21 protein-coding genes and 1 tRNA gene are annotated in these 19,604 nt (G+C 70.4%); 14 read left to right on the forward strand and 8 right to left on the reverse strand.

Annotation, left to right across the window (positions count from 1 at the left end):
• Positions 1 to 105: 105 nt before the first annotated feature.
• Positions 106 to 1,404 (reverse strand): PTS transporter subunit EIIC, encoded by a 1,299-nt coding sequence (locus BG482_RS15430; RefSeq protein ID WP_069769597.1) that lies wholly within the window; start codon positions 1,402 to 1,404, stop codon positions 106 to 108.
• Positions 1,405 to 1,583: 179 nt separating this feature from the next.
• Between BG482_RS15430 and BG482_RS15435 the strand changes: the two genes are divergently transcribed.
• The 4 genes from BG482_RS15435 (at position 1,584) to rdgB (ending at position 3,798) form a co-directional block, all read left to right on the forward strand.
• On the forward strand, positions 1,584 to 1,817 hold the full coding sequence (locus BG482_RS15435; RefSeq protein WP_009298733.1) for a glucose PTS transporter subunit EIIB: 234 nt from the start codon (positions 1,584 to 1,586) through the stop codon (positions 1,815 to 1,817).
• Between the two features lie 80 nt (positions 1,818 to 1,897).
• Positions 1,898 to 2,635, forward strand: coding sequence for a ribonuclease PH (gene rph / locus BG482_RS15440; RefSeq protein ID WP_069769598.1), 738 nt, complete (start codon positions 1,898 to 1,900; stop codon positions 2,633 to 2,635).
• Between the two features lie 110 nt (positions 2,636 to 2,745).
• On the forward strand, positions 2,746 to 3,162 hold the full coding sequence (locus BG482_RS15445) for a hypothetical protein (protein ID WP_069769599.1): 417 nt from the start codon (positions 2,746 to 2,748) through the stop codon (positions 3,160 to 3,162).
• A 33-nt stretch (positions 3,163 to 3,195) separates the two neighbouring features.
• Positions 3,196 to 3,798: an RdgB/HAM1 family non-canonical purine NTP pyrophosphatase gene (gene rdgB, locus BG482_RS15450; protein ID WP_069769600.1), complete on the forward strand. Its 603-nt coding sequence runs from the start codon at positions 3,196 to 3,198 to the stop codon at positions 3,796 to 3,798.
• 49 nt (positions 3,799 to 3,847) lie between these two features.
• Here rdgB and BG482_RS15455 read toward each other — a convergent pair.
• The 3 genes from BG482_RS15455 to bcp all read right to left on the reverse strand — a co-directional run bounded on the left by BG482_RS15455 (position 3,848) and on the right by bcp (position 5,598).
• Positions 3,848 to 3,929, reverse strand: a tRNA-Leu gene (locus BG482_RS15455).
• A gap of 47 nt (positions 3,930 to 3,976) precedes the next feature.
• Positions 3,977 to 4,990 carry an HNH endonuclease gene (locus tag BG482_RS43950; RefSeq protein ID WP_069769691.1) on the reverse strand — a complete coding sequence of 338 codons (1,014 nt, stop codon included), beginning with the start codon at positions 4,988 to 4,990 and terminating at the stop codon, positions 3,977 to 3,979.
• 140 nt (positions 4,991 to 5,130) lie between these two features.
• Positions 5,131 to 5,598, reverse strand: a complete 468-nt coding sequence (gene bcp, locus BG482_RS15465; protein ID WP_069769601.1) for a thioredoxin-dependent thiol peroxidase — start codon at positions 5,596 to 5,598, stop codon at positions 5,131 to 5,133.
• 109 nt (positions 5,599 to 5,707) lie between these two features.
• Here bcp and BG482_RS15470 point away from each other — a divergent pair, with 109 nt between their 5' ends.
• Positions 5,708 to 6,037 (forward strand): DUF3618 domain-containing protein, encoded by a 330-nt coding sequence (locus tag BG482_RS15470; protein ID WP_069769602.1) that lies wholly within the window; start codon positions 5,708 to 5,710, stop codon positions 6,035 to 6,037.
• A 120-nt stretch (positions 6,038 to 6,157) separates the two neighbouring features.
• Entirely contained in the window at positions 6,158 to 6,460 is a 303-nt protein-coding gene (locus BG482_RS15475) for a co-chaperone GroES (protein ID WP_236052880.1), read from the forward strand.
• Positions 6,461 to 6,680: 220 nt separating this feature from the next.
• On the opposite strand, the gene BG482_RS15480 is transcribed toward BG482_RS15475, so the two are convergent.
• On the reverse strand, positions 6,681 to 9,101 hold the full coding sequence (locus BG482_RS15480; protein WP_069769604.1) for a transglycosylase domain-containing protein: 2,421 nt from the start codon (positions 9,099 to 9,101) through the stop codon (positions 6,681 to 6,683).
• 233 nt (positions 9,102 to 9,334) lie between these two features.
• Here BG482_RS15480 and BG482_RS15485 point away from each other — a divergent pair, with 233 nt between their 5' ends.
• From BG482_RS15485 to BG482_RS15500, 4 genes are read left to right on the forward strand one after another with little or no spacing between them, the layout of a single operon-like run.
• Positions 9,335 to 10,135, forward strand: coding sequence for an ABC-2 family transporter protein (locus BG482_RS15485; protein ID WP_069769605.1), 801 nt, complete (start codon positions 9,335 to 9,337; stop codon positions 10,133 to 10,135).
• A gap of 49 nt (positions 10,136 to 10,184) precedes the next feature.
• On the forward strand, positions 10,185 to 10,949 hold the full coding sequence (locus BG482_RS15490; RefSeq protein ID WP_079141842.1) for an ABC transporter permease: 765 nt from the start codon (positions 10,185 to 10,187) through the stop codon (positions 10,947 to 10,949).
• Between the two features lie 8 nt (positions 10,950 to 10,957).
• Positions 10,958 to 11,980 carry an ATP-binding cassette domain-containing protein gene (locus BG482_RS15495; protein ID WP_069769692.1) on the forward strand — a complete coding sequence of 341 codons (1,023 nt, stop codon included), beginning with the start codon at positions 10,958 to 10,960 and terminating at the stop codon, positions 11,978 to 11,980.
• 9 nt (positions 11,981 to 11,989) lie between these two features.
• On the forward strand, positions 11,990 to 12,829 hold the full coding sequence (locus BG482_RS15500; RefSeq protein WP_069769607.1) for a DUF1707 domain-containing protein: 840 nt from the start codon (positions 11,990 to 11,992) through the stop codon (positions 12,827 to 12,829).
• A gap of 85 nt (positions 12,830 to 12,914) precedes the next feature.
• On the opposite strand, the gene BG482_RS15505 is transcribed toward BG482_RS15500, so the two are convergent.
• Positions 12,915 to 14,249 (reverse strand): SGNH/GDSL hydrolase family protein, encoded by a 1,335-nt coding sequence (locus tag BG482_RS15505; RefSeq protein ID WP_069769608.1) that lies wholly within the window; start codon positions 14,247 to 14,249, stop codon positions 12,915 to 12,917.
• Positions 14,250 to 14,412: 163 nt separating this feature from the next.
• Between BG482_RS15505 and BG482_RS15510 the strand changes: the two genes are divergently transcribed.
• On the forward strand, positions 14,413 to 15,726 hold the full coding sequence (locus tag BG482_RS15510; protein WP_370745792.1) for a DUF445 domain-containing protein: 1,314 nt from the start codon (positions 14,413 to 14,415) through the stop codon (positions 15,724 to 15,726).
• A 67-nt stretch (positions 15,727 to 15,793) separates the two neighbouring features.
• Positions 15,794 to 17,302 (forward strand): MFS transporter, encoded by a 1,509-nt coding sequence (locus tag BG482_RS15515; RefSeq protein ID WP_069769610.1) that lies wholly within the window; start codon positions 15,794 to 15,796, stop codon positions 17,300 to 17,302.
• Positions 17,303 to 17,400: 98 nt separating this feature from the next.
• Here the strand turns inward: BG482_RS15515 and BG482_RS15520 are convergent, their stop codons facing one another.
• The gene (locus tag BG482_RS15520; protein ID WP_069769611.1) at positions 17,401 to 17,850 is read right to left on the reverse strand and encodes a hypothetical protein; all 450 of its coding nucleotides are present in this window, start codon (positions 17,848 to 17,850) and stop codon (positions 17,401 to 17,403) included.
• Between the two features lie 195 nt (positions 17,851 to 18,045).
• On the opposite strand from BG482_RS15520, the gene BG482_RS15525 reads away from it, so the two are divergent.
• Positions 18,046 to 19,017, forward strand: coding sequence for a GlxA family transcriptional regulator (locus BG482_RS15525; RefSeq protein WP_069769612.1), 972 nt, complete (start codon positions 18,046 to 18,048; stop codon positions 19,015 to 19,017).
• A 54-nt stretch (positions 19,018 to 19,071) separates the two neighbouring features.
• Here BG482_RS15525 and BG482_RS45190 read toward each other — a convergent pair whose 3' ends face one another.
• Complete coding sequence (locus tag BG482_RS45190) at positions 19,072 to 19,200, reverse strand: hypothetical protein (protein WP_256096381.1); 129 nt, start codon at positions 19,198 to 19,200, stop codon at positions 19,072 to 19,074.
• Between the two features lie 90 nt (positions 19,201 to 19,290).
• On the opposite strand from BG482_RS45190, the gene BG482_RS43455 reads away from it, so the two are divergent.
• Positions 19,291 to 19,482, forward strand: a complete 192-nt coding sequence (locus BG482_RS43455) for a hypothetical protein (protein WP_141746599.1) — start codon at positions 19,291 to 19,293, stop codon at positions 19,480 to 19,482.
• Positions 19,483 to 19,604: the final 122 nt, after the last annotated feature.

The raw sequence follows: 19,604 nt of genomic DNA on the forward strand, positions 1-19,604 counted from the left end.
TCCATCGGTGATGGTCTACACCACTCAGTGGTGTAGACCATGTTGTAGCACGATGAAGGTGGCATAAGGAACCCGCGATTCCTGTGTTCCTGGGACTACGCTGGGCTACGCCTTCGTGACGTCCTCCCGCTCCTCCTCCGGCTCCCGGCCCGGCGTCTTCAGATCGAACCGCGTGATCGCGAACCGGAACACCGCGTAATAGACCACGGCGAAACCCAGACCGATCGGGATCATCGCCCACGGCCGCGTCGCCAGATTCCAGTTGATGACGTAGTCGATCAACCCGGCCGAGAAACTGAAGCCGTCATGCACCCCCAGCCCCCACGTCACCGCCATCGACGCACCCGTCAGCAGCGCGTGCACCGCGTACAGCAACGGCGCCACGAAGAGGAACGAGTACTCGATCGGCTCCGTGATGCCCGTGACGAACGACGTGAGCGCCACCGACAGCATCAGCCCGCCGACCTCCTTGCGCCGCCCCGGCCTCGCGCAGTGCGTGATCGCCAGCGCGGCCGCCGGAAGCGCGAACATCATGATCGGGAAGAACCCCGAGGTGAACTGACCCGCATGCGGGTCGCCCGCCAGAAACATGTTGATGTCACCGTGCACCTCCGTCCCGTCCGGCTTCGTGTACGTGCCGAACTGGAACCAGATGGGCACGTTCAGGAACTGGTGCAGCCCGATCACCAGCAGCGCCCGGTTCGTGAGACCGAAGAGGCCCGCACCCCACGAACCCAGCCCGCTCAACCAGTCGCTGAAGTTCTCCAGCCCGTCACCGATCGGCGGCCACACCCACAGACACAGCGACGCGAACGCGATCGCCACGAACGCCATGATGATCGGCACCAGCCGCCGCCCGTTGAAGAACCCGAGCCAGTCCACCAGCTTCGTCCGGTGATACCGCTGCCAGAGGAACGCCGTCAGCAGACCCATCACGATCCCGCCGAACACCCCCGGATTCTGGTACGTGAAAGCCCCCACCGTGCTGTCCGTCGCCTGACACCCGATGTTCGGGATCACCTTCGAACCCGGCCCGCAGTCCTCCGGGAACTGCCGCAGCACGTTGTAGTAGACAAGGAACCCGGCGACCGCCGCCAGCGCCGTCGAACCGTCCGCCTTCTTCGCCATCCCGATCGCCACACCGACGCAGAACAGCATCGGCAACCCCAGCGAACCGTCCAGCAGCGCCCCGCCCGCACCCGCCATCACCCGCGAGACGTTCGTCCAGCCCAGCCCGTCGTCCCCGAACACATCAGGCTGACCAAGGCGGTTGAGGATGCCGGCCGCCGGCAGCACGGCGATCGGGAGCTGCAGACTGCGCCCCATCTTCTGCAGACCCTGGAACGCGCTCTGCCACCGTCGACGTGCGGGACCGACCTCGGCCCCGGCGCTCTCGGCACTCATCGTTTGGCGACCGCCTGTCAGGTGGTGTAGACCAGCTACGGACGATTGGGCTGCTGTGACGTCATCCTCGGACACACACCGCGCAATCGCTCGCGAAGTTGGGCCAACTGTGGGTTACTGCGACAAAGCGGTTCGGCAGAGAATTGCGGCGCGCATCAGGGAATTCAGGGAGACGGAACATGGCCACCAAGGCTGAGAAGATCGTCGCCGGACTCGGCGGCCTCGACAACATCGAAGAGATCGAAGGCTGCATCACCCGCCTGCGCACCGAGGTCAACGACCCGTCGCTGGTCGACGAAGCCGCCCTGAAAGCCGCCGGCGCCCACGGCGTCGTCAAGATGGGCACCGCCATCCAGGTCGTCATCGGCACCGACGCCGACCCCATCGCGGCGGAGATCGAAGACATGATGTGAGTGAGCCCCGCGCTCACCCCTAGGGGCTCCTCTCCACCGCGGGAGGAGCCCCTTCCGCAGGTACGGCTAGGCTCAGCGCCATGTCTCGAATCGACGGCCGCACCCCCCAACAGCTCCGCCCCGTCACCATCGAACGCGGCTGGAGCAAGCACGCCGAAGGCTCCGTCCTCGTCTCCTTCGGCGACACCAAGGTCTTCTGCACCGCCTCCGTCACCGAAGGCGTCCCCCGCTGGCGCAAGGGCAGCGGCGAGGGCTGGGTCACCGCGGAGTACTCCATGCTCCCCCGCGCCACCAACACCCGCGGCGACCGCGAGTCCGTCCGCGGCAAGATCGGCGGCCGCACCCACGAGATCTCCCGCCTCATCGGCCGTTCCCTGCGCGCCGTCATCGACTACAAGGCGCTCGGCGAGAACACCATCGTCCTCGACTGCGACGTCCTCCAGGCCGACGGCGGCACCCGCACCGCCGCCATCACCGGCGCATACGTCGCCCTGGCGGACGCCGTCTCCTGGGCCCAGGGCCGCAAACTCGTCAAGGCCGGCCGACAGCCCCTCACCGGCACCGTCAGCGCCGTCTCCGTCGGCATCGTCGACGGCATCCCCCTCCTGGACCTCTGCTACCAGGAGGACGTCCGCGCCGAGACCGACATGAACGTCGTCTGCACCGGTGACGGCCGCTTCGTCGAGGTCCAAGGCACCGCCGAAGCCGAGCCGTTCGCCCGCGACGAACTCAACTCCCTTCTCGACCTCGCCGTTTCCGGCTGCGCAGAACTCACCGCCCTGCAGCGCACGGCACTCGACGCGGTCCTGGAAAAGTAAACGGGACGCCAAGAACGAGGGCGGGCACGGGCAACCGGCCCGCCCTTCGGCGCGTCTTGGCCAGTGCACCGACAGGGGCCTCCTGGGCCTGACAAGGGGAGGAACCCGCTATGTCCACGGCCGCGAGCCGACGCCCGAACCGGCGTCGCCGTACCCTCATCGCCGCCGCCACCGCGGCCGTCGCCCTCACCGTGGCACTGACGGCGACCGGCTGCGACGCGGTCGACAAGGCCCTGGACTGCGTCCAGACCGCCGACTCCATCGCCGACAGCGTCACCGACCTCCAGCAAGCCGTGCAGAACGCCGCGAACGACCCGACGCAGACCCAGGCCTCGCTGACCTCCATCGAGAACGACCTCGACAAGATCGGCGACAAGTCCGACAACGCCGACGTCGACAAGGCCGTCGACCACCTCCGGACAGCCGTGGCCAACGTCCGCACCGCCGTCAAGAACGGCGACCAGACCCCCGACCTCAGCCCGGTCACCGACGCGGCGGGCGAGCTCACGAAGGTCTGCACGCCGTAAGGGACGGGCGGCGGCACTGGGGATACTGGGCGCATGACCCGCCTGATCCTCGCCACCCGCAACGCCGGAAAGATCACCGAACTCAGGTCGATCCTCGCCGACGCAGGCCTGCCCCACGACCTCGTCGGCGCGGACGCCTACCCCGACATCCCCGACGTCAAGGAAACCGGCGTCACCTTCGCCGAGAACGCCCTGCTCAAGGCGCACGCCCTCGCCCAGGCCACCGGCTTCCCGGCCGTCGCCGACGACTCCGGCCTCTGCGTGGACGTGTTGAACGGCGCCCCCGGCATCTTCTCGGCCCGCTGGTCCGGCCGCCACGGCGACGACCGGGCCAACCTGGACCTGCTCCTGGCCCAGCTCTCCGACATCGCCGACGAACACCGGGCCGCCCACTTCGCCTGCGCGGCAGCCCTCGCCCTGCCGGACGGCACCGAGCGCGTCGTCGAGGGCCGGCTGACGGGCGTCCTGCGCTTCGCACCCGAGGGCACGAACGGCTTCGGCTACGACCCGATCCTCCAGCCGGACGGCGAGACCCGCACCTGCGCGGAACTGACGCCGCAGGAGAAAAACGCCATCAGCCACCGAGGCAAGGCCTTCCGCGCCCTGGTCCCGGCGGTACGGGAACTGCTGGGCTGAGCGGACAGGAAAAGGGGGCCGCCTGGACGGGCGGCCCCCTTGGGGAGTGTGCGGCCGATGGGAGTCGAACCCACATGGGCAATGCCCCGAGGCACCTAAAACCTCTGCTTATACCATTCAGCAACGGCCGCCGGCCCAGCCATCGTAGCGGGCGGACGGCCGTCGCGCGGCAGCCGTTCTAGCCCTGGCGCCGTCGCTGCCCACTCCGGCACCACGTGCTGGTGATCGCATGGCAATTGGGGCACATGTAGCGCAGGTTCGCCGCACGGTTGTCCCGCCAGTCGCCATTGACGTGGTCGATCTGCAAGGTGACCGGGCGACCCCGCCACTCGCCGGGATTGCCGCATTCGGCACAGGCGTACGGCACTCCGATCTCCTTCAGCGCCCGGTGCAGCCGGTCCCTGTTGGTCCGGCCAGCCCGGTCCGGCAGGACGACCAGTACGCGATGTGCGATCGGCGCAGGGGCGGGACGCTCGGGCCGCCCCCAGGGCCGGCGGGTGAAGTGGCCGGTGTCCAGGCCGAAACGGGAGGCGGCGCGTCGCACGCGCCGGTGATTGGTGTCGTCGACCTCCATGCCGAGCCCGCGCATGACCTCGGCGTAGCTGGTGCAGACGGGTACGAGGTCGCGCAGCCGGTCCTCGGGGATCGGCGCGCGGCGATGCGAGAAGTGGGCGACGTCGATCTCGAGTGCTGCCAGCATGCGAGCGAGTGCCGACCGGGAGCGGCTGTCGTCGGGGACGCCCAGGGCGCGCGCCACGCCGCGCACGCTCGAGGCCGAGGCCGCGGCCGTCCGGAGCTCCTCCGGGGTGAAGGGCAGAACCACGCCGGCACGGTCGATGCCCGGGAAATGACTGACGTCGACACCGGCCGCGTCGAGGAGGCGCCGGATGTGGGACAGGGTTCCGGTGGCCGGTGCGGCCCCCAGCTTCAGGGCGACCTCCCGGAGCGACGACGAGGAGGCGGCGGCTTCCGCGATGGCGGCGTCCGGGTACTTGCGCCATGGGCTGCGCTTGACGAAGTGGCTCGTGTCGAGTCCATGGCGCGCGACGTGCTCTTGCAGCACCCGGCGTTGGCCGCCGCTCGGCTTGAGATCGAGCCGGCGCATGAGGTCGGCCCAGCCGCGAGCCTCGGCGACTTCCCGCGCGAGCCTCTCCCTGCCGTAGACGCTCGCCCGTGCCCCTGCATTCGGCATGCCCATGCCCCTCCGTTCCCCGACCACCCGTTCGTGGTCTCGTACGGAGTAACGAACCGTTTATCGGACAGTCACGCGCGGGATGTGGAGCGGCCCGGGTCGGGGGTCCGACTCGGGCCGTCTGTGCGGGGGAGGGGGTCTCAGATGCCCAGGTCCTTGATGATCTTGGCGACGTGGCCCGTGGCGCGGACGTTGTACAGGGCCCGCTCGACCTTGCCCTCCTCGTCCACCACGATCGTGGAGCGGATGACGCCCATGTACGTCTTGCCGTAGTTCTTCTTCTCGCCGAACGCGCCGTACGCGTCGAGCGCGGTCTTGTCCGGGTCGGCCAGGAGGGTGACCTTCAGGGACTCCTTGTCGCGGAACTTCCCCAGCTTCTCGGGGCTGTCCGGGGAGATGCCGAGGACGTCGTAGCCGGCGCCCGTCAGGAGGTCGAGGTTGTCGGTGAAGTCGCAGGCCTGCTTCGTGCAGCCGGGGGTCAGCGCGGCCGGGTAGAAGTAGACGATGACCTTGCGGCCCTTGTGGTCCGACAGGGAGACCTGGTTGCCGTCGGCGTCGGAGAGGGTGAAATCGGGGGCCACGTCCCCGGGCTGGAGTCGTTCGCTCATCGGGCCAGCCTAACCGGGGGTCCTGACAGTGCGGCGGTGGACGGAGCTGACAGACTGTCCAGAACAAGCATCGCCAGAACAAGAATCGGCTGACTTCGGAGGCCTTACCGTGGCGGAGACGTCGGACACCAGAACCCCGGCGCAGATCGAGGCGGACATCAGGGCCCGCCGCGAGGTGCTGGCGGAGACGCTGGACGAGATCGGGGTGCGGGTGCACCCGAAGACCATCGTCGGGGACGCCAAGGCCAAGGTCGTCGCCAACGTCGATCACACCTTGGGCAGGGCATATGTGCAGGTCAATCGGGTCGTGAGCGAGGTGCGCGGGCAGTTCGTGGGCGAGGACGGCGCGCCCCGGCTGGAGCGGGTGGTGCCGGTGGCGCTCGTCGTCGTCGGCGTCGTGGGGCTGCTGGCCCTGGGGATCCGTCGTCGCCGGGGGTGATCCTGCCCGGGGCGGCCCCGGACCCGCCCGCTCACGGATCGGCTTCGGGCAGGTAGGTTCAGTGCTGTGAGCGCCAAGAGAGACGACCTGGATCCCCGGCACGACAAGCTGCCCATCCGGATGCTGCACGACCGTGTGCTCGTGCGGCAGGAGACCGGCGAGGGCGAGCGGCGTTCCGGTGGCGGCATCCTGATTCCCGCCACCGCGGCCGTCGGTCGCCGGCTGGCGTGGGCGGAGGTCGTCGCCGTGGGTCAGAACGTGCGGACCGTGGAGCCGGGGGACCGCGTGCTGTACGACCCGGAGGACCGGGCGGAGGTGGAGGTGCGGGGCGTGGCGTATGTGCTGATGCGGGAGCGCGATCTGCACGCCGTCGCCGCGGACCGGTTCGAGGGGTCGGAGGACTCGACGGGTCTGTACCTCTGAGACGTCCGGGCCTCCGTGAAACGGTGGCTCGAAGGGCTGGTGACCATGGTCACCAGCCCTTTTCGCGGTCTGTGTGCACGGACGGCGGGATCGTCGCGGGCAGGGTGCGGTCGGCTCATGGACGGCGGTGACCGGGGGACGCCCGCGTGACGGGCGCCTGCCGCGACCGGGCGTCAGCCGTGACGGGCGTCGGTCGGCGCGGACGCGGCTGGGACGGACGTCATTCGCGGCGGGTGGCCGTGAGCTGGGGGCCGACGGTGGTGCCCCCCGAGTTGCCGGGGTCGCCGGTGGCGCCGCCGTCGGTGGTTCCGGACGTGGTGCCGCCGTCGGTGCCGCCGGAGTCGGCGCCCGAGGTGGTGCCCCCCGTGGTGGGGCTGCCGCCGGTGGCGCCGGTCGAGGTGTTGCCGGTGGACGCGCCGCCGTGGGTGCCGGTGCCGGCGGCAGTGTTCCCGGTGGCGCCGCCGGTGGTGTTGCCGCCGCCCGTCTGGCCCTGGGTCTGCCCCTGCGCCTGGCCCTTGGTGCCGTTGCCGGACGGGGTGCTGCCGGCGGACTCGTCGTCGCTGGGCTCCTCCGAGGAGGGCGGGGCGGACGGGTAGGCGGACTCCTCGCCGCCGTCCTGGATCTGGAGGTTGAACTCGGAGGCCGGGGTGCCCTTGAGGGCGTTCCTGGTGAACTGGGCCCAGATCTGGGTGGGCGCGCCGCCGCCGTTGATGCGGGCCAGGCCCATGGCGCCCTTGAGGGACTTGTGGTGGGCTGTCTCGGGGTCCTGGCCCATGACGGCGACGACGGTGGCGAGGTCGGGGGTGTAGCCGGCGAACCAGGCGGCCTGGTCCTCTTCCGCGGTGCCGGTCTTGCCGGCGGCGGGGCGGCCGGCGGCGAGGGCTTCGGTGGCGGTGCCGTTCTCGACGACGCTGCGCAGGACGGAGGTCGTGGTGTCGGCGGCTTCGCGGCTGACGACCTGGTCGGGCTTGAACGCGGGGAGCTCCATCACGTCGGAGCCGTTCTTGGTGACCTTGCTGATCAGGGTGTAGGTGCCGTGCCTGCCGTGGTTGGCGAGGGTGGCGTAGGCCTCGGCCATGTTCAGGACGCTGGCGTTGGCGGTGCCGAGGGCGATGGAGGGGTAGGGCTGCAGGTCCGGGGTCGCGGCGGGCAGGCCGAGGTCGACCGCGGTCTGCTTGACCTTGGAGGGTCCGACGTCGACGGCCATCTGTGCGTACACCGAGTTGACGGACTTGTCGGTGGCGGTGCGCACGTTGATGTCGCCGTAGTTGACGTAGTCCTCGTTCTCGGGGGCGTAGGAGGGGCCGGACCAGCCCTGGACGGGACGCTTGTTGGTGCCGCTGTAGATCGTGTTGGGGGTGATCTGGCGGCCGTCCTGGGTGGTGGAGTCGTTCTGGACGGCGGAGGTGAACACGAACGGCTTGAAGGTGGAGCCGACCTGGAAGTCCTGGCGGGTGGCGTTGTTGGTGTACTGCTTGACGTAGTCGACGCCGCCGTACATGGCGAGGATCTTGCCGGTCTTGGGGTCGACGGCGGCGCCGCCCGCGCGGACGTACGAGTCGACCTTGCGCTTCTTCGGCTCGAGCTTGGACATGAGCTTGTCGTTGACGGCGTCGACGAAGGCCTTCTGCTTGCTCTTGTCGAGGGTCGTGGTGATGCGGTAGCCGCCGCTCTCCAGCTCGTCCGAGGTGACGATCTTGTTGTTCTTCAGGTAGTCCTTGATCGCGTTGACGAGGTAGCCGCGCTGCCCGGACATGCCGTTGTCGGCGCCGGAGGTCTCCTTGGGCGCGGGGAACTTCATACCGTTGCGCGCGGCCTGGCTGAGCCAGCCCTTGGTGACCATGCCGTCGAGGACGTAGTTCCAGCGGGCCTGGGCGGCGGCCTTGTTCTCGGGGTGGGCGATCACGTCGTACTCGCTGGGCGCGTTGACCAGTGCGGCGAGGTAGGCGCCCTGGGCGGGGGTGAGCTTGGCGGCGTCGACGCCGTAGTAGGCCTTGGCGGCGGCCTGCATGCCGTAGGCGTTGCGGCCGAAGTAGCTGGTGTTGAGGTAGCCCTCGAGGATGTCGTCCTTGGACTTCTCGCGGTCGAGCTTGATCGAGATGAAGAATTCCTTGAACTTGCGCGTGACGGTCTGTTCCTGCGCGAGGTAGTAGTTCTTCACGTACTGCTGGGTGATGGTGGAGCCGGACTGCTTGCCCTTGCCGGTGGCGGTGTTCCAGCCGGCCCGCAGCATCGCCTTGGGGTCGATGGCGGTCTCGGTGTAGAAGTCGCGGTCCTCGGCGGCCAGGACGGCGTGCTGGGCGTCCTTGGAGATCTGGGAGAGGTCGACGTTCTCGCGGTTGACGGTGCCGTCGCGGGCGATCTCGGTGCCGTCGGCGTAGAGGTAGACGTTGGACTGCTTCATGGCGAGGGCGTTGGCCGGCGGGATGTTGACCATCGAGTAGCCGAGGAAGAAGAGGCCGGCGACGAGCAGGATTCCGAGCACGAACGTGGCCAGCACCATCCGCCAGGTGGGCAGGAGGCGGCGCCATCCGGTGCGCTTGGGTCGCTTCACCTTGTTCTCGCTTCCCCCGTCACCCGCCTCGGGCTTTCCTGGTGCCCAGCCCTCGGTCGGCTGCTGCGGCTGCGGATCGTCACTCATGTGTTGCAGGACTCCTGATTTCGCCTAGGTACGTTCCCGTACGCCTCGTAAGCCTCGTACGCCTTCTGCGCCCCCTGTTAGAGACTCTCGCACCAAGCGTTCCGTTCCCGACAATCGGTGCGTGTTGTGCCGGAAATCGCGTGGCACGCGACGGCACGGGCGCACTAAGCTCCTGCGCTTCGGTGTCGAAGGGGGTTACCAGGGGTGACTCGTGGGCGAGGAGGAGGGTTGCCTTGGGATCGGCGCGGTTGTACGCGGCCGTCGCAGTGGGGAGTTTCAGAAGGTACGCGACCTACCGGGTGGCCACGGCCGCGGGGGTGTTCACCAACACCGTTTTCGGCCTGATCCTCGTCTACACATACCTGGCGTTGTGGGACGAGCGGCCGCACCTGGGGGGCTACGACCAGTCACAGGCGGTGACCTATGTGTGGCTGGGGCAGGCGCTGTTCGCGACGCTGGCGATCCAGGGCGGCGGTTTCGAGACGGATCTGATCGAGCGCATCCGCACGGGGGACGTGGCCGTGGATCTGTACCGGCCGGCCGATCTCCAGGCGTGGTGGCTGGCGCTGGACGTGGGGCGGGCGGTGTTCCAGCTGGCGGGGCGCGGGGTGATCCCGTTCGTGTTCGGGGCGTTGTGCTTCCCGACGGCGTTGCCGAGTGATCCGGCTCTGTGGTCGGCGTTCCTGGTGGCGGTCGCGCTGGCGATGGTGGTGAGTTACGGGATCCGGTTCCTGGTGGCGTTGACCGGGTTCTGGACGCTGGACGGGACGGGGGCGTTGCAGGCGCTGGTGGTGACGGGGATGTTCTGTTCGGGGATGGCGTTGCCGTTGAACGCGTTTCCGCAGCCGTTGGGCGACATCATGGCGGCGTTGCCGTGGGCGGCGTTGTTGCAGATGCCGGCGGACGTGCTGATGGGCGTGGTCGATCCGTGGTCGGCGTTCGCGTTCCAGGCGGCGTGGGCGGTGGTGTTGCTGGCGCTGGGGCGGTCGGTGCAGCGGGCGGCGACGCGGCGGGTGGTGGTGCAGGGTGGGTGAGGTCGGCAGGGTGGCGGAGGGTGTGCGGGCGTACCGGCTGATCGCGGGGATGTGGATCCGCTCGACGTTGGCGTATCGGGTGTCGTTCCTGATGACGGCGGTGGGCGGTCTGCTGGTGACCGGGCTGGACTTTGTCGCGATCTTGCTGATTTTCTCGCAGGTCGACGTGCTCGGCGGATACTCGCTGCCGGAGATCGCGTTTCTGTACGGGTTGTCGGCGATGTCGTTCGGGTTCGCGGATCTGGTGATCGGCTCGGCGGGCCGGCTGGGGACGCGGGTGCGGGACGGGACGCTGGACACGCTGCTGGTGCGGCCGGCGCCGGTGCTGGCCCAGGTCGCCGCGGACCGGTTCGCGTTGCGCCGGGTGAGCCGGATCCTCCAGGGGACGGCGGTGTTCGGGTACGCATTGGTGGCGACGGACGTGGTGTGGTCGCCGCAGAAGGTGCTGCTGGTGCCGGTGATGCTGATGAGCGGTGGGTTGATCTTCGCGTCGGTGTTCGTGGCGGGCGCGGCCTTCCAGTTCGTCGCGCAGGACGCGGCGGAGGTGCAGGCGGCGTTCACGTACGGCGGTCAGACCTTGTTGCAGTATCCGCCGACGGTGTTCGGCACGGAGCTGGTGCGGGGGGTGACGTTCGTGTTCCCGCTGGCGTTCGTCAACTGGGTGCCGGCGTCGTATGTGCTGGGGCGGCCCTATCCGTTGGGTCTGCCGCAGTGGGCGGCGTTCGCGCCGCCGGTGGTCGCGTCGGTGTGCTGCGCGGCGGCGGGGCTCGCGTGGCGGGTCGGACTGAGGTCGTACCGGAGCACGGGGAGTTGAGGGTGACGGTGTCGGAGAGTGCGTTCATCGAGCTGGACCGGGTGGAGAAGGTCTTCGACGTGCGTCGCAGGACCGGATTCCTGAAGCGGGAGCTGCGGCAGGTGCGGGCGGTCGACGCGATCTCCTTCCGGGTGGCGCGCGGCGAGATGGTCGGCTACATCGGGCCGAACGGGGCCGGGAAGTCGACGACGATCAAGATGCTGACGGGGATCCTGACGCCGAGCGGGGGCCGGTTGCGGGTCGCCGGGATCGATCCGTCGCGGGAGCGGACGCGGCTGGCGCATCGGATAGGGGTGGTGTTCGGGCAGCGTACGACGCTGTGGTGGGACCTTCCGTTGATCGACTCGTACCGGTTGATGCACCGCATGTACCGCATCCCGGACGGGCGTTACCGGGAGAACCTCGACCGGCTGGTCGAACTTCTGGACCTGGCGGCGCTGCTGGAGGTGCCGGTGCGTCAGCTCTCGCTCGGGCAGCGGATGCGCGGCGACATCGTGGCGGCGCTGCTGCACGATCCGGAGGTGCTGTATCTGGACGAGCCGACGATCGGTCTGGACGTGGTCTCCAAGGCGCGGGTGCGGGAGTTCCTGCGCGAGCTGAACGCCGAGCGCGGCACGACGGTGCTGCTGACCACGCACGATCTGCAGGACATCGAGCAGTTGTGCTCGCGGGTGATGGTCATCGATCACGGCCGGCTGGTGTACGACGGTGCGCTGGCCGGGCTGCACGAGGCGGGTGAGAGCGAGCGGACGCTGGTGGTGGACCTGGAGCGGGAGCTGCCGCCGATCGAGGCGGGGGAGGCGGCGCGGGTGGTGAAGGTGGAGGGTCCGCGTCAGTGGCTGGCGTTCCCGGCGTCGGCGTCCGCGGCTCCGCTGGTGGCGCACATCGCGGCGCGGTACCCGCTGGTGGACCTGTCGGTGCGGGAGCCGGACATCGAGGCGGTGATCGCGAAGATGCTGTACGCGCCGGGGGGTTCGGGTGAAGGCCCGCCGGAGCGGCAGACCGTAGTGCCGGGGGCCGGGAACTCGTAGGCTGCTGGTATGACCGACGACGCAGTCCCGGACCTTCCGACTTCTGCGGACCTTCGTGCCTCCGACGCTGATCGTGAGCGGGTCGCCGAAGTGCTGCGGGACGCCCTCGCCGAGGGCCGTCTCGACATGGCGGAGTTCGAGGAGCGGCTGGAGGAGACGTACAAGGCGCGCACGTACGGGGAGTTGGCGCCGATCACCCGGGACCTCCCGGTGGCCGGCGTCGTCCCGCCGCCTGTCGTCTCGTTGCGGAAGGAGTCGTCGCAGGACGGGGGTTGGGCGGGGCGGATGGTGGGCGGCGACGGTTCGTCGTCGTGGGCCGTGGCGGTGATGTCGGGCTTTCAGCGCAAGGGCCGCTGGACGGTTCCGCGGCGCTTGACCTGTGTCGCCCTGATGGGCGGCGGTGAGATCGACCTGCGCGAGGCGGACTTCTCGGCGGCCGAGGTCGAGATCAACTGCGTGGCGATCATGGGCGGGGTGCAGATCGTCGTGCCGCCGGGCGTGGAGGTCGTGGTGCGCGGCGTCGGGGTGATGGGCGGCTTCGACCAGGAGGAGAGCGCGGTTCCGGGGGATCCGGGCGGGCCGCGGGTGGTGGTCACCGGGTTCGCCTTCTGGGGCGGCGTGGGTGTCGAGCGCAAGAAGACGCGGGCGGCCCGGCAGCAGGAGAAGCGGGACCGCAGGGCGGCCCGGCGCGAGCTGCGCTCCGCCTTCCGGGACGAGGTGCACGAAGCGCACCGCCGGAGACTGGAGAGCCGCACGGATCCGCTGCACGACCACGGCCGCCGTCGGGACCGGCAGCGGGAGGAGCGCCGGGACCGGTGGGAAGGGCGGGGCCGGCACTTCGAGGACTGACGGCCCGGCGTCCGCGCGGTCGGGGCGGCCCCGGAGTGCGGGAACTCCCGGGAGCGCGGGGCTCGTCGCGGGGCGCGGACGGCCGCTACAGCCGGGCCGGCGCGGAGCCGGACAGCTTCTCCAGGTCGAGGGTCTGCGCCATCCTGCGGTAGCCGGGGTCGCTGGGGTGCAGATGGTCGCCGGAGTCGTACTCCGGGCGCAGGCTGCGCGGGTCGTACGGGTCGCGCAGCGCCTGGTCGAAGTCGACGACCTCGTCGAACAGGCCGTCCGTGCGGATCGCCCGGTTGACCTGCTGTCGGACGTTCTCGCGGGCGGCGCTGTAGCCGCGGTGGCCGCGGAACGGGGTGAGGGTGGCGCCGACGACCTTGACGCCGTGCGCGTGGGCGCGGTCGGCGAGGGTGCGCAGGCCGGCCACGATGGCCTGCGGGTCGGCGAGCGTCCTGTTGCGCAGGATGTCGTTGATGCCGAGATCGATGACGACGGCCTTCACGCCGGGCCGGCCGAGGACGTCGCGTGTGAAGCGGTTCAGGCCGGAGGCGCCGCGCCGGGGGTCGTCGGCGAGGAGCTGGTTGCCGCTGATGCCGGCGTTGACGACGGCGTAGCGGGGTGCGGCGCCGTCGGCGGCGAGGGTGGCCCGCAGCCGGTCGGCGAGGGCGTCGGGCCAGCGGCGGTTGGCGCCGGGGGTGGAGGTGACGCCGTCGGTGATGGAGTCGCCGAGCGCGACGACGGTGCCGTCGGCCTCGTCGCCGAGCACGTCCAGCGCGGTCAGGTAGCGCCAGTAGGGGGTGGTGTCGGTGAACGCGGCGCCGCCGGCGTCCTCGGTGGCCTCGCCCTCGGCGACGTAGCTGGTCTGCCGGGCGCGGGGGTGGTAGGTGACGGGCCCCGCGGAGGTGGGGGAGTAGATGCTGACGAGGACGTCCGCGTCGTGCGGGACGGTGACGGCGACGGTGTCGCTGACGGTCTGTCCGCCGGCCGGGACGACGACGGCGGTGGCGCCCCCGAAGGTGAGACGGCGCAGGGTGTCGGGGTCGGCGGCGGGGCCGTCGTGGTGGGCGGCGACCGCGAGCGTGGCGTGGGTGACGGTGAGGGGGCGGTCGCCGTAGAGGTTGGACAGGGTGACGCGGGCCGCGCTTCCGCCGACGCCGGTGTGCACGACGTTGCGGACCGTGCGGCCCGCCATGCCGTCGGCCGCGGTGCCCGGTTCCGCGCCGGCCGGGGCCGCCGCCCAGGCGCCCACCCAGACGCCGGTGGACACGGGGGCCGCGTGGTACGGGCCGGGGTTCGCGACGACGGCGTCCCCCGCGCGGCGGTGACGGGGCCCCTGTTCGGCGGCGGCCGTGACGTAGATCGCTGCGGACAGGCCCATGACGAGGGCGACGATCGCCGACAGCAGGGCATAACCATGATGCTTGGCGGTCATGCGGGTGCGTGTCTCCTCATGCGCGGGGAGCCCGGGGCTCCGGATCAGTGCAGGAGTTCACCCTTGACCTCCCCGCTCTGACAGACGACGGGAACTCTTGTTCCGTTCCAGGAGTCGGTCAGGAAGGGACAATGTGTGCGGGATCACCGAACGGGTGGAGCAAATGGAACGTACCGAAGCGGCAGCACCGGACGCGGCCTCGTCCTACCGGGCGATGACCTCTTTCACCCCCGCGGACGAGGAGAAACAGCGCGGGGTGCGTCAGATGAAGCTCACCGCGGCCGGGCTGCTGCTGTTCGTGGCCGTGGTGTACGTCCTCGCCGAGTGGGCCTCCCATCGGGGCGCGGGCGCCTGGGCCGGTTATGTGGCGGCGGCCGCGGAGGCGGGCATGGTGGGCGCGCTCGCCGACTGGTTCGCGGTCACGGCGCTGTTCCGTCACCCGCTCGGCCTGCCCATCCCGCACACGGCGATCATCCCGAACAAGAAGGACCAGCTGGGCGTCTCGCTGGGCGAGTTCGTCGGCGAGAACTTCCTCTCCGAGGACGTGGTGCGCCAGCGGCTGCGCGCGGTGGGCATCGGCACCCGGCTGGGCGTCTGGCTGGCGGATCCCGCGCACGCGGACCGGGTGACGGCGGAACTCGCGACGGCGTTGCGGGGCGCGCTGACGGTGCTGCGCGACTCGGACGTCCAGGCGGTGGTGGGGGAGGCGATCACACGGCGCGCCGACGCCCAGGAGATCGCGCCGGGCATGGGGAAGCTGCTGGAGCGGATCGTCGTGGACGGCGGCCACCGGCGCGCCGTCGACCTGGTGGTGGCCAGGGCGCACGACTGGCTGGTGCTGCACGCCGACTCGGTGATGGACGCCGTGCAGGGCGGCGCGCCCGGCTGGACCCCGCGCTTCGTCGACAAGAAGGTCGGCGAGCGCGTCTACAAGGAACTGCTGCGCTTCTGCGCGGAGATGCGGGACATGCCCTCCCACCCGGCCCGGGGCGCCCTCGACCGGTTCCTCACGGACTTCGCCGCCGATCTGCAGTCCGACACGGACACCCGGGCGCGGGTGGAGCGGCTCAAGGGCGAGGTGCTGGGCCGGGGCGAGGTGCAGGATCTGATCGCGTCGGCGTGGACCGCCGTCCGCTCCATGATCGTCGCGGCGGCGGAGGACGAGCGCAGCGAGCTGCGTCTGCGCGTGCGGGCCTCGCTGCTGTCGCTGGGGGCCCGGATGGCGACGGAGCCCAAGGTGCAGGAGAAGGTCGACAGCTGGGTCGAGGGCGCTGCGGTGCACGTCGTCACGACGTACCGGAAGGAGATCACCTCGCTGATCACCGACACGGTGGCGAGCTGGGACCCCGAGCACACCACCCGCAAGATCGAGGCGAACATCGGCCGGGATCTGCAGTTCATCCGCATCAACGGCACGGTGGTGGGCTCGCTGGCCGGGCTGCTGATCTACACCCTGGCGCGGGCGCTGGGGGCTTAAAGGCACTGGTCGCGGGAACACGGACCGCGTTCCGCTCGACGAGGAGCGTGTGCCGAGGAGGGAGCCCATGACCAGCGCCGAAGCTGCCGTGCCGGCCGAGAGAGACCGCACGATCACCACAGACATCCCCGCCCGCCTGGACCGGCTGCCCTGGTCGCGCTGGCACTGGACCATCGTGTTCGGACTGGGCACCGTGTGGATCCTGGACGGCCTGGAGGTCACGGTCGTCGGGAACATCGCGAGCCGGCTGTCCGAGCCGGGCAGCGGCCTGCCCATCACCTCCGGGCAGGTCACCGGCATCGCGGCCGCGCTCTATGTCGCGGGCGCCTGTGTCGGCGCGCTCTTCTGGGGCCGGCTGACCGACAAGTGGGGCCGCAAGAAGCTGTTCATGATCACCCTCGCGGTGTATCTGGCGGCCACCGCCCTGACCGCCGTCTCCTTCGACACCTGGTGGTTCCTGCTCTTCCGCTTCCTCACCGGCTTCGGCATCGGCGGCGAGTACGCGGCCATCAACTCCGCGATCGACGAGCTGATCCCGGCGCAGTACCGGGGGCGCGTCGACCTCATCATCAACGGCAGCTTCTGGCTGGGCGCGGTCGCCGGGTCGCTGCTGTCGATCGTCGCGCTGAACACGGACATCTTCGCGGCCGACGTCGGCTGGCGGCTGACGTTCGCCCTGGGCGCCGTCCTCGCCCTGGTCATCCTCCTCGTGCGCCGGCACGTCCCGGAGAGCCCACGGTGGCTGCTGATCCACGGCCGTGACCGCGAGGCCGAGGAGATCGTCACGTCCATCGAACGGCAGATCGAGGAGGACAAGGGGGAGCGGCTGCCGCGCGCCGAGGGCGAGCTCACCATCCACCAGCGGCGCAGCGTCTCCTTCGTCGAGATCGCCCGCACGGTGTTCTCCGAGTACCGGCGCCGCGCGATCCTCGGCTTCTCCCTCTTCATCGGCCAGGCCTTCCTCTACAACGCGATCACCTTCGGCTTCGGCGCGATCCTGACGAAGTTCTTCGACGTGCCGAGCGGCAACACCGGCTACTACTTCGCCGTCATCGCGATCGGCAACTTCTGCGGTCCGCTGCTGCTGGGCAAGCTGTTCGACACGGTCGGCCGCCGGGTGATGATCTCCTCGACCTACCTGCTGTCGGGTGTGCTGCTGTTCGGCACGGCCTGGCTGTTCGACCAGGGCTCGCTCAACGCGACGACGATGACGGCCTGCTGGTGCGCGGTGCTGTTCTTCGCTTCGGCCGGTGCGTCGAGCGCCTATCTGACGGTGTCCGAGGTCTTCCCGATGGAGACCCGCGCGATGTCCATCGCCTTCTTCTACGCCCTCGGCACGGCCGCCGGCGGCATCAGCGGCCCCCTGCTGTTCGCCGACCTCACCGACACGGGCAAGGTCGGCGACACGGTCCTCGCCTTCTGCATCGGCGCGACGCTGATGTGCCTGGCGGGCCTGGTCGCGGCGTTCCTGGCGGTCAACGCCGAGCGACGCTCCCTGGAGGACATCGCCAAGCCCCTGACCGCGGCGGCGGCGAAGGCGAAGGGAATGGCCGGCCGCGGAACGAAGCCGGCATAGCGGCCCGGGGGTGGGTGTCGTCATCCACCCCCGGTCGCCCCGTCGCCTCGGCTGCCCGGTCGCCTCGGCTGCCCGGCCGTCAGGTCGCCGTCGGTCGCCTACGCCCCTGTCGTCGACCCCGGCCGGACGATCATCAGGACCGTCACCGTCGCCCACAGCAGGTTGAACACCCCGGTGAACATGGCGAGTCGGACGGTCGTCCCGTGCTCCCCCTGTCCCTCGACGAGCACCTCCTGCCCGGGCAGCACGAGGAGCAGCAGGACGGCCGCGGCAAGGACGGTCAGCACGATCGACGCGATCAGCCAGGGGTCGCCCATCACCCCCATCGCGCCCGCGGTGGCGAACCCGAAGACGGGAACGGCGATGCCGACGGCCGCGTACACCTGGCAGATGCGGTGCAGCAGCCGTACGGTCCCGGCCGCGCCCGCGTCCCCGGGCGCGGCCAGCGCCTTGCGCGCGGCGGGCGGGAACATGCTGGCGGCGACGGTCACGGGCCCGACGGCGACGATCGCGGCGAGGACGTGGACGGCGAGGAGGAACTTGGTCACGCACCGACGCTAGAGGGCGCGAAGATCACGCGGAAGCGGCGGGAATGCCAGAGGCCGACGGATTCCCGCCAGGACTTCCGCACCCCTTTCGGACTGCGGTGTTCGCGTACGACCGCAGACGCCTGCCGTATCCACCCCAGCGGCCGCCGCTTTCCCCGGCTGGGCGTGATCCCGTCGGCTGTCTAGGATCTCGCCATGCACACCGTCGCCGTACTGGTCCTGGACGGGGTCGTCCCCTTCGATCTGTCCGCCCCGATCGACGCCTTCGGCTGGGCGCGGCTGCCCGACGGCCGCCCCGCGTACCGGGTGCGGGTCTGCTCGCCGTCCCCCTCCGGGGAGGTGAGCGCGGGGGCCTTCACCGTGCGCGCGCCGTACGGCCTCGAGGCGCTGGCCGAGGCGGACACGATCATGCTGCCGGGCGTCGCGGACCCGCCGCACGAGCTGCCGCCCGGGGTCGCCGAGGCGCTGCGCGAGGCGGCGGCGAACGGCACCCGGATCGCCTCCGTGTGCGTCGGCGCGTTCCTGTTCGCCGCGACGGGCCTGCTGGACGGGCTGCGCGCCACCACGCACTGGTTCGCGGCCCGCGAACTCGCCCTGCGCTACCCGAAGGTGGAGGTCGACCCGAACGTCCTCTACGTCGACCACGGCCGGTTCCTCACCTCGGCGGGCGCGGCGGCGGCCCTCGACATGTGCCTGCACATGATCCGCAGCGACTACGGCTCGGCGATCGCCGCGCAGGCCGCCCGGATGTCGGTCATGCCGCTCGAACGGGAGGGCGGCCAGGCCCAGTTCATCGCCCAGGACCTGACGCCCGCCCCGACCGGCTCGACCCTCGAACCGCTCCTGGTCTGGCTGGAGGACAACTGCGCCGACGATCTGACGCTGGACCGGATCGCCGAGCGGGCCGGCATGAGCACCCGCAGCCTCAACCGCCGCTTCCGCGAGCAGACCGGGACGACACCGCTGCGCTGGCTGCACCGGGCACGGGTGCGACGCGCGCAGTACCTGCTGGAGTCGACGGCCTACCCGGTGGAACGGATCGCCGCCCAGACGGGCTTCGGCTCCCCGACCGCCTTCCGGGAATGCTTCCGCAAGGTCGCCGGAACGAGCCCACAGGGGTACCGCCGCGCGTTCCGGTCGAAGGAGAGCACGGGGGGTTCGATGTGAACCCCGGAAGCGGGCGCGTCCAGAAACTCGGACCGCCACGATCCGGTCCGGCGACTACTGGCCGTAGGCGAAGAGAGAGGCGTGACGGTGCAGGTTTTGCGCGGTGACTCCACCGGGGAGCTGGAGCTCTCCGGAACCCGCTCCGAACTGCTGGCCCTCGGGCGGGAGTTGCGGAACGGGCACGGGGATCTTTCCCTTGGTGAGGTCTCCGGTCCGTCCCCCTGCAGCAGGTCGTTGTCACGGATGAGTGTCCGGCGAACAAGCGGGAAGATCATGATCTCGTCGTCCGGAGACAGCGGATCCCTCGATGTCCAAGGCGGAGAAGAGGCCCTCGCGCTTCTCGCCGACAACATCGAGGGCTTCGCCTCGGAGGCGGACGGGGACGACCACCTTCATGTGGACTACTACCCGGACCACGACTATCTGGCCGAGGGGTCCGGATCGCTGGTCGTCGCCCTCGGTTAGCCGCCGGACCGCTCGCCCGGTCACGAACGCCCTTGCCCGGCCCGTTCTCCACGGGCCGGGCAAGGGCGTTCTCGACGGCCGGCAACCTCGGCCGGAACAAGTCCGCGCGGCCGCTGCGAGAC

Origin of the sequence: Streptomyces sp. LUP30, assembly GCF_001746365.1 — a bacterium.
In the GTDB taxonomy this organism is placed as follows: Bacteria; Actinomycetota; Actinomycetes; order Streptomycetales; family Streptomycetaceae; genus Streptomyces.

What these genes read in the sequence shown, in the direction of transcription:
- BG482_RS15430 (WP_069769597.1), bottom strand. Translation starts at nt 1,404, where the DNA reads ATGAGTGCCGAGAGCGCCGGGGCCGAGGTCGGTCCCGCACGTCGACGG.
- BG482_RS15435 (WP_009298733.1), top strand. Translation starts at nt 1,584, where the DNA reads ATGGCCACCAAGGCTGAGAAGATCGTCGCCGGACTCGGCGGCCTCGAC.
- rph (WP_069769598.1), top strand. Translation starts at nt 1,898, where the DNA reads ATGTCTCGAATCGACGGCCGCACCCCCCAACAGCTCCGCCCCGTCACC.
- BG482_RS15445 (WP_069769599.1), top strand. Translation starts at nt 2,746, where the DNA reads ATGTCCACGGCCGCGAGCCGACGCCCGAACCGGCGTCGCCGTACCCTC.
- rdgB (WP_069769600.1), top strand. Translation starts at nt 3,196, where the DNA reads ATGACCCGCCTGATCCTCGCCACCCGCAACGCCGGAAAGATCACCGAA.
- BG482_RS43950 (WP_069769691.1), bottom strand. Translation starts at nt 4,990, where the DNA reads ATGCCGAATGCAGGGGCACGGGCGAGCGTCTACGGCAGGGAGAGGCTC.
- bcp (WP_069769601.1), bottom strand. Translation starts at nt 5,598, where the DNA reads ATGAGCGAACGACTCCAGCCCGGGGACGTGGCCCCCGATTTCACCCTC.
- BG482_RS15475 (WP_236052880.1), top strand. Translation starts at nt 6,158, where the DNA reads ATGCTGCACGACCGTGTGCTCGTGCGGCAGGAGACCGGCGAGGGCGAG.
- BG482_RS15480 (WP_069769604.1), bottom strand. Translation starts at nt 9,101, where the DNA reads ATGAGTGACGATCCGCAGCCGCAGCAGCCGACCGAGGGCTGGGCACCA.
- BG482_RS15490 (WP_079141842.1), top strand. Translation starts at nt 10,185, where the DNA reads ATGTGGATCCGCTCGACGTTGGCGTATCGGGTGTCGTTCCTGATGACG.
- BG482_RS15500 (WP_069769607.1), top strand. Translation starts at nt 11,990, where the DNA reads ATGACCGACGACGCAGTCCCGGACCTTCCGACTTCTGCGGACCTTCGT.
- BG482_RS15505 (WP_069769608.1), bottom strand. Translation starts at nt 14,249, where the DNA reads ATGACCGCCAAGCATCATGGTTATGCCCTGCTGTCGGCGATCGTCGCC.
- BG482_RS15510 (WP_370745792.1), top strand. Translation starts at nt 14,413, where the DNA reads ATGGAACGTACCGAAGCGGCAGCACCGGACGCGGCCTCGTCCTACCGG.
- BG482_RS15515 (WP_069769610.1), top strand. Translation starts at nt 15,794, where the DNA reads ATGACCAGCGCCGAAGCTGCCGTGCCGGCCGAGAGAGACCGCACGATC.
- BG482_RS15525 (WP_069769612.1), top strand. Translation starts at nt 18,046, where the DNA reads ATGCACACCGTCGCCGTACTGGTCCTGGACGGGGTCGTCCCCTTCGAT.
- BG482_RS43455 (WP_141746599.1), top strand. Translation starts at nt 19,291, where the DNA reads ATGATCTCGTCGTCCGGAGACAGCGGATCCCTCGATGTCCAAGGCGGA.